At 64.0% G+C, this 6177-nt stretch carries 6 protein-coding genes and 1 pseudogene; 3 read left to right on the top strand and 4 right to left on the bottom strand.

The window, feature by feature from the left end:
- Positions 1 to 135: 135 nt before the first annotated feature.
- Positions 136 to 570, top strand: a complete 435-nt coding sequence (locus IVB32_RS23900; protein ID WP_018454147.1) for a hypothetical protein — start codon at positions 136 to 138, stop codon at positions 568 to 570.
- Between the two features lie 117 nt (positions 571 to 687).
- Entirely contained in the window at positions 688 to 1416 is a 729-nt protein-coding gene (locus tag IVB32_RS23905; RefSeq protein WP_085351856.1) for an SDR family oxidoreductase, read from the top strand.
- On the opposite strand, the pseudogene IVB32_RS23910 reads toward IVB32_RS23905, so the two are convergent.
- Positions 1413 to 1999: pseudogene (locus IVB32_RS23910) on the bottom strand (glutathione S-transferase). The gene IVB32_RS23905 and the pseudogene IVB32_RS23910 overlap by 4 nt on opposite strands.
- A gap of 266 nt (positions 2000 to 2265) precedes the next feature.
- Here IVB32_RS23910 and IVB32_RS23915 point away from each other — a divergent pair.
- Positions 2266 to 2703 carry a VOC family protein gene (locus IVB32_RS23915; RefSeq protein ID WP_085349134.1) on the top strand — a complete coding sequence of 146 codons (438 nt, stop codon included), beginning with the start codon at positions 2266 to 2268 and terminating at the stop codon, positions 2701 to 2703.
- Positions 2704 to 2867: 164 nt separating this feature from the next.
- Here the strand turns inward: IVB32_RS23915 and IVB32_RS23920 are convergent, their stop codons facing one another.
- The 3 genes from IVB32_RS23920 to thiC all read right to left on the bottom strand — a co-directional run bounded on the left by IVB32_RS23920 (position 2868) and on the right by thiC (position 6013).
- Complete coding sequence (locus tag IVB32_RS23920; protein WP_247294960.1) at positions 2868 to 3386, bottom strand: mismatch-specific DNA-glycosylase; 519 nt, start codon at positions 3384 to 3386, stop codon at positions 2868 to 2870.
- A 296-nt stretch (positions 3387 to 3682) separates the two neighbouring features.
- Positions 3683 to 3991 carry a hypothetical protein gene (locus tag IVB32_RS23925; RefSeq protein WP_247294958.1) on the bottom strand — a complete coding sequence of 103 codons (309 nt, stop codon included), beginning with the start codon at positions 3989 to 3991 and terminating at the stop codon, positions 3683 to 3685.
- 123 nt (positions 3992 to 4114) lie between these two features.
- Entirely contained in the window at positions 4115 to 6013 is a 1899-nt protein-coding gene (gene thiC / locus IVB32_RS23930; RefSeq protein WP_247294956.1) for a phosphomethylpyrimidine synthase ThiC, read from the bottom strand.
- Positions 6014 to 6177 lie beyond the last annotated feature (164 nt).

A 6177-nucleotide genomic window follows, 5' to 3' on the forward strand; every position in this document is an offset into this window, starting at 1 on the left:
GGGCGATGACAGTTGGGTGTGTTGCTACAGACCGCGACTCGCGCCCATCCCATCATGTTGCCGCCCCGATCCATCGGATAGATTCCGCTCGTTCGATTCGTTTCCCTCCTTGAAGAATAGCCCCCGGAGACTCCCATGAAGTTCGCATCCACCCTCCGCGCCGCGCTGGTCGGCATTGCCGCGCTTGCCGGCCTCTCGACCTCGGCTCTGGCCGACGGCGGCACCGTGGTGCTGACGATCTACAAGGCGGGCTGGATCATCGGCGGCTCCGGCGGCTCGGGCGTGCTGAACTTCCGCGGCCGCGCCTATTCGCTCTCGACCGGCGGGCTCGACTACGGCCTCGTCTTCGGCGGCTCCAAGACCGTGCTGCGCGGCCGCGTCTCCAACATCAACCGGCCCTCCGACATCGCCGGCGTCTATGGCGCCGCCGGTGCGGGCATCGCAGTGGGCCGCGGCGCGCGTGCGATCGTGCTGACCAACCAGAAGGGCGCCGTGCTCGAGCTGTCCGGCACGCAGGTCGGCCTGATGGCGAATGCGGATCTGAGCGGGCTTGCGATCACGCTGCGGTAAGGCCGATGTCGTAGGGGGAAATGGGGCGCAAGCGCCGCGCCCACCATCTCTTCCCGACAATTCCGGCCGGGGTCGCTATACTCACGATCCCAGTGACCTCGGCAAGATGGGGATCCCATGGCGAGAGAGTTGGACGGCAAGGTGGCGGCCGTGACCGGGGCTGCGTCGGGCATCGGATTGGCCAGCACCGAGGCGATGCTGGCCGCCGGCGCGCGCGTGGTGATGGTCGACCGCGATGAGGCCGCGCTGAAGGCGCTCCGCGACAAGCACGGCGACGCGGTGATCCCGCTGCTCATCGATCTGCTGGACCCAAAAGACTGTGCAACGGTGCTGCCGCGCGTTCTGGAGCAGGCCGGCCAGCTCGATATCCTGCATGCGAATGCCGGGACGTATGTCGGTGGCGATCTGGTCGATGCCGACACCATGGCGATCGACCGGATGCTGAACCTGAATGTCAACGTCGTGATGAAGAACGTACACGACGTGCTGCCGCACATGATCGCGCGCGGGACCGGCGACATCATCGTCACGAGCTCGCTGGCGGCGCATTTTCCCACGCCATGGGAGCCGGTCTATGCGTCGTCCAAATGGGCGGTGAACTGCTTCGTCCAGACGGTGCGGCGCCAGGTCTTCAAGCACGGCATCCGCGTCGGCTCGATTTCGCCCGGTCCGGTCGTCAGCGCCTTGCTCGCGGACTGGCCGCCGGAGAAGCTGAAGGAAGCCAGGGACTCGGGAAGCCTGCTGGAGGCCGGCGACGTGGCTGAGGTCGTGATGTTCATGCTGACGCGGCCGCGCGGCATGACCATCCGCGACGTGGTGATGCTGCCGACCAATTTCGATCTTTAGGGCGCCAAGCGTGCCCCGGTGAACACCGCCAATTGCGCATCGAACGCCCGCCTGAACGCGGGCCGCGCTTCGCCGCGAGCCACATAGACGGCGATATCTGGATATTCGTCCAGCATGCCTGATGCGTTCAACCTGCGCAGCACTGTCACCATCATGAAGTCGCCGGCGCTGAACGCGCCGTCGAGCCAGTCGGCATCGCCGAGGCGACGGGCCAATTCGCCGAGCCTGACATGGACGCGATCCTGCAGCATGGGCAGCCGCTCCGCGTACCAGCTCTTGTCGCGCTCGAACAGCATGGCCATCCCGAGCTCGACGATCGGCGGCTCCAGCGTGCTCAGCGCTCGGCGATATGGAGCACGATCGCGCCGGACTCGAACAGGGCGAGATCGCCGTGCTCGTAGGTCGGAATCTGCCCGAATGGATGCAGGGCGAGATGCGCGGGTTCTTTCATCGCTTGGAACGAAACCAGACGCACGTCGTAAGGCTGGCCGACCTCTTCGAGCGCCCAGCGCACCCGCATGTCGCGGGCTTGCCCCTTGCCGCGGTCGGGCGAGCTTTCGAAGGCGGTGATGGTGGGGGGCATCGGGAGGGGCTCCGGGGTTGATCGCGTTTTGCGTTCGAAGGACGAATGGAATGAGTGGATTCCGACAGGTTAATGCGTTTTCGTGGACCCCGTAGGCCGCATGAGCGATAGCGATATGCGGGGCAGCTGCCGGCCCCGGATGTCGCTGTCGCTCATCCGGGCTACAAGAAAATCCCGCCGCCGCTGTCGGAACGTCCCTACCTGCCACGTCCTTGGAACATCGGCGCGCCGCCGCGCGCCCGCCCGAGGCGAAAGGATATCCGTTCATGACCTCCATCACGCCGTTTCTCTGGTTCGACAACAACGTGCCGGCGGCCGTCGCCTTCTACAAATCGGTGTTTCCCAACGCCAAGGTTGAGACCGTCAGCGACTTCATGGCGGTGTTCGAGCTCGAAGGCCAGCGCTTCAACGCGCTCAACGGGGGCCCGCAATACAAGTTCAACGAAGCGGTGTCGTTCTTCATCAGCGTGGAGACGCAAGCGGAAGTCGATTATTTCTGGGACAGGCTCACCGCCGACGGCGGCGAAGAATCCCGCTGCGGCTGGCTCAAGGACAGGTTCGGGCTGTCCTGGCAGGTGATCCCATCAGCGCTCGGCCGCTACCTCGGCGACCCCGACCGCAGCAAGGCGAACCGCGTCATGCAGGCGATGATGCAGATGAGAAAGATCGTGATTGCGGATTTGGATAGGGCGTATGCTGGGTGAGGCAGGTGCCCGTGCCCCGGACGCAGCGCATCGCGCCGCTCTTCGCGGCGTGGTGCGCTGCAGAGCCGGGGCCCATGCCGCATCCGTGCCGGAGCTTCTGGGTCCCGGGTCTGCGCTTCGCTTGCCCGGGACACGCGAGCAGGCCAAAGCGGGGACACTCTCGACTATTCCGTTGCAGCGATCCACGCCGCAAGCTCGCGCCACGGCTCCAGCGTCCAATGCCCGGACGCCGCGCCGGACGGCGAGGGCAGCACGAACATCTCGGGCAGACTCTCATCCCGCAGCTGCCGCCCCAGCGCAATCCCGCTTGACGGCCTGCCATAAAACAAGCTCGCCGCCTTCTTGCTCGTGAACGCAATTGTCCTTGGCTGATACTTTTCGATCTTGGCCCTGAACCCCGGCACGTCGATCGTCTCCGCCGCGATCTGGTGATCCATCCCGGCGCCCGATTTGGAAAGATCGGTGAAGCCGATCCCGAGATCGAGCAAGCTTGCGAACTGGCCCGGCTGATAGCGCCGCGGCGTGATCCCGGCCTCATGAATCGCGCGCCAGAAGCGGTTTCCGGGATGGGCGTAATAGTGCCCGAGCTCGGCCGACCGCGTCGAGGCGGCGGTGCCGACGAAGACGAGACGGAGGTTGGGAAGGAGCTGGTCGGGGAGGCGGTGAGGGGATGTATCCGGCACGTCAATTATCCGCGGCTGTAGCCCGCATGAACGGAGTGATATGCGGGGCGGCAAAGACCCGGATGTCGCTGCGCTCATCCGGGCTACGCTTGCCCGCGCTAGTCCGATTTGCGCGTCACACGCACCGCCCGAGCCGCATCTAACTCATAAACTCCGTCGGTGCAGTGGTCTGTCAAAAGATCGAGGCTGAATGATACCCAAGAGTCTCCAATTGCAGACCATGCTTCGCCGGTAAGTTTGGTTTCGTGGACATTGATACTGCGGAAGCTATCCCACGAAATCCGCGGACTAATCCATCACAGGTCATCTGACCGAACCGCGCTAAAATCGACCAACCCTTGGAAAACCACCAGTCCAAGAGCCGGTACCGCAATCACTTGTCCGGTGTCACTTGCAATGCGATCTCGAATGGCGTGGTGTTCCGGATCGATAATGCAAGTATCGCCACACGCGACAACGATCACGTCCCTTCCGTTGGGATGATCGAGCACAGTGGTGCAATCGAAGATGCCTCCCACGAAATTGCCGATCCATGGATCGGAACCCTTGGGATAGAAGCGGACAACCAAACCTTCCCGAAATTCGCGCTCACCGTGTCCGGTCAAAGAGATGGCCGGAGGTCCGTACGGTGGTAGTCCTGGTAGTATTTCAGACCGCATGGGCCGTTCGCATTGCGTTTCCAACTTTGGGGGCGACGATCGTCGCCCCCAAAGTTCGCACGGGCCCGCTCACAACACCCGATTGCTCTCCTTCACCTTCTCCGCATCCAGATACAAGTTCTCGCCCATCTCCTTGAACTTCGCGCTCATCTTAGCCATGCCGTCCTCGGCGGTGCCGCTCATCGACATGCCCACGCCGTTCGGGTCGTTCAGCGTCGCGGCGTAGTCGCGGACGTCCTGCGTGATCTTCATCGAGCAGAATTTTGGGCCGCACATCGAGCAGAAATGCGCGACCTTGTGGGCTTCCTTCGGCAGGGTCTCGTCGTGGAAGTTCTTGGCGGTCTCGGGGTCGAGGCCGAGGTTGAACTGGTCGCTCCAGCGGAAGTCGAAACGGGCGCGGGAGAGCGCGTCGTCGCGCAGCTGGGCTGCCGGGTGACCCTTGGCGAGATCGGAGGCGTGGGCGGCGATCTTGTAGGTGATGACGCCGACCTTGACGTCGTTGCGATCGGGCAGGCCGAGATGCTCCTTCGGCGTGACGTAGCAGAGCATGGCGCAGCCGAACCAGCCGATCATGGCGGCGCCGATGCCCGAGGTGATGTGGTCGTAGCCCGGCGCGATGTCGGTGGTCAGGGGCCCGAGGGTGTAGAACGGCGCTTCGCCGCATTCCTTGAGCTGCTTGTCCATGTTGATCTTGATCTTGTGCATCGGCACGTGGCCGGGGCCTTCGATCATGACCTGGCAGCCCTTGTCCCACGCGATCTTGGTGAGTTCTCCGAGCGTCTCCAATTCGGCGAATTGCGCGCGATCGTTGGCATCGGCGATCGAGCCCGGACGCAGGCCGTCGCCGAGCGAGAACGAGACGTCATACTTGCGCATGAGATCGCAGATCTCGTCGAAATGGGTGTAGAGGAAGCTTTCCTTGTGATGCGCCAGGCACCACTTGGCCATGATCGAGCCGCCGCGCGACACGATGCCGGTGACGCGGTTGGCGGTGAGGTGGATGTATTGCAGGCGCACGCCGGCGTGGATGGTGAAATAGTCGACGCCCTGCTCGCACTGCTCGATCAGCGTGTCCTTGTAGAGCTCCCAGGTCAGCTTGACCGGATCGCCGTCGCACTTCTCCAGCGCCTGATAGATCGGAACGGTGCCGATCGGCACCGGCGCGTTGCGCAAAATCCATTCGCGGGTGGTGTGGATGTTGCGCCCGGTCGAGAGGTCCATCACGGTATCGGCGCCCCAGCGGATCGCCCACACCATCTTCTCAACCTCTTCCTCGACCGATGACGTCACCGCCGAGTTGCCGATATTGGCGTTGATCTTGGTCAGGAAGTTGCGGCCGATGATCATTGGCTCGAGTTCGGCGTGGTTGATGTTGCAGGGGATGATGGCACGTCCCCGCGCGATCTCGCTGCGGACGAACTCCGGGGTGATGAAGGCGGGCACTTCCGCGCCAAAGCTTTCGCCGTCGGCAAGGGCTGCTTCCGCACGCTCGAGCTGCTCCTTGCGGCCGAGATTTTCGCGTGCCGCGACGTAGATCATCTCCTTGGTGATGATGCCGGCACGGGCGAATTCGAGCTGCGTAATCTTGTGGCCGTCGCGGCCGCGCAGCGGCTGGTGATAGGCCGAGAAGGCGCGCGCGGCCTTGTCGGTGGAGACGCTGCCATTGTCCTCCGGCTTGATCTGCCGGCCCTGATATTCCTCGACGCCGCCGCGCTCCAGCACCCAGGCCTTGCGGCCGCGCGCCAGACCGGCGTTGACGTCGATGGTCACGCTAGGGTCGGTGTAGGGGCCGGAGGTGTCGTACACCGGCAGGTTCGGTTCGCCGGCGCCTTCGGACAGGATGATCTCGCGCAGCGGCACGCGCAGGTCGGGCGCGGCATCGGGCGAGGCGAAGATTTTTCGCGACGAGGGCAGCGGGCCGGTGGTGACGGCGGGGACGGTCTTGTCGGGATTGGAGCGGATGTTCATGGGATCCTCCGGTTTAATTCGTTGATGTCGCTATGCGAGAGGCAAATTCGGCTGTCATCCCCGCCTAGTGCGCAATTGCGCACGGGAGCGGGGATCCAGTACTCCGAGACGGTGCGGCTCAAGCCGAGAAGCCGCGGCGTACGGGATCGCCCGGTCGAGCCGGG

The organism is Bradyrhizobium sp. 23, assembly GCF_023073295.1.
Classification (GTDB): Bacteria; Pseudomonadota; Alphaproteobacteria; order Rhizobiales; family Xanthobacteraceae; genus Bradyrhizobium; species Bradyrhizobium canariense_D.

Bases quoted from the DNA above. Each gene is read 5' to 3' on its own strand.
- IVB32_RS23900 (WP_018454147.1), top strand. From the start codon at position 136: ATGAAGTTCGCATCCACCCTCCGCGCCGCGCTGGTCGGCATTGCCGCG.
- IVB32_RS23905 (WP_085351856.1), top strand. From the start codon at position 688: ATGGCGAGAGAGTTGGACGGCAAGGTGGCGGCCGTGACCGGGGCTGCG.
- IVB32_RS23915 (WP_085349134.1), top strand. From the start codon at position 2,266: ATGACCTCCATCACGCCGTTTCTCTGGTTCGACAACAACGTGCCGGCG.
- thiC (WP_247294956.1), bottom strand. From the start codon at position 6,013: ATGAACATCCGCTCCAATCCCGACAAGACCGTCCCCGCCGTCACCACC.